This window comes from Prauserella sp. PE36, from assembly GCF_003311655.1.
GTDB classification, from domain to species: domain Bacteria; phylum Actinomycetota; class Actinomycetes; order Mycobacteriales; family Pseudonocardiaceae; genus Prauserella_A; species Prauserella_A endophytica.
In genome coordinates this window covers 1-541 of the sequence record NZ_QEQT01000068.1, presented here as the reverse complement: position 1 = coordinate 541, position 541 = coordinate 1, and the positions used below count along the sequence as shown (strand labels likewise).

Below are 541 nucleotides of genomic sequence, written 5' to 3'. Positions count from 1 at the left end.
GAGTCCATCCGCAAGACCCTGCGCTGCTCGCCCCGCCGGGCGCGCCAGCTCCGTGACGAACACCGGGGAGGCCGAAAGTGACCACCACCGACAACACCGGACAGCCCGCCGAGTCGAGCGAGGAACTGGCCCGCGTGCACTACCTCCCCACCCGGCCGGAGGCCCAGACCGCGCCGGTCACGGCCGACGCGGGGGTCGTGGAAGGCGAGCTGATCTCCGAGGAGGAATACCGGCGCCGCACCTCGCAGAAGGCTCAGGCCATCGCCCGCTACAAGGGCTACGCCCACGACGCCGTGGTGGTCGGCCGGGTGGTGAAGACCGTCGCCACGCACGAGCACACCAAGACGGTCGGGAAGGCGTTGATGCGGCACGGCTCCTACGTGCTCGGGGGTGGGCTGGTGTTGGGCAAGCGGGTGTGGGAGGCCAAGACCAACTCGCGCTATGAGCGGATGCAGCGCATGGCCGAGAGCCGGGGTGACTGGGAAGCGTTGAAGGAGTGGGAGATGCGCTCCGAGCAGGCCCGGGAGCGTCGGCACCGCCG

General features: G+C 70.6%; 1 pseudogene. It reads left to right on the top strand.

Going from position 1 to position 541, the window contains the following annotated elements:
* Positions 1-77: 77 nt before the first annotated feature.
* Positions 78-541: pseudogene (locus tag DI005_RS18890) on the top strand (hypothetical protein); the annotation flags it as partial.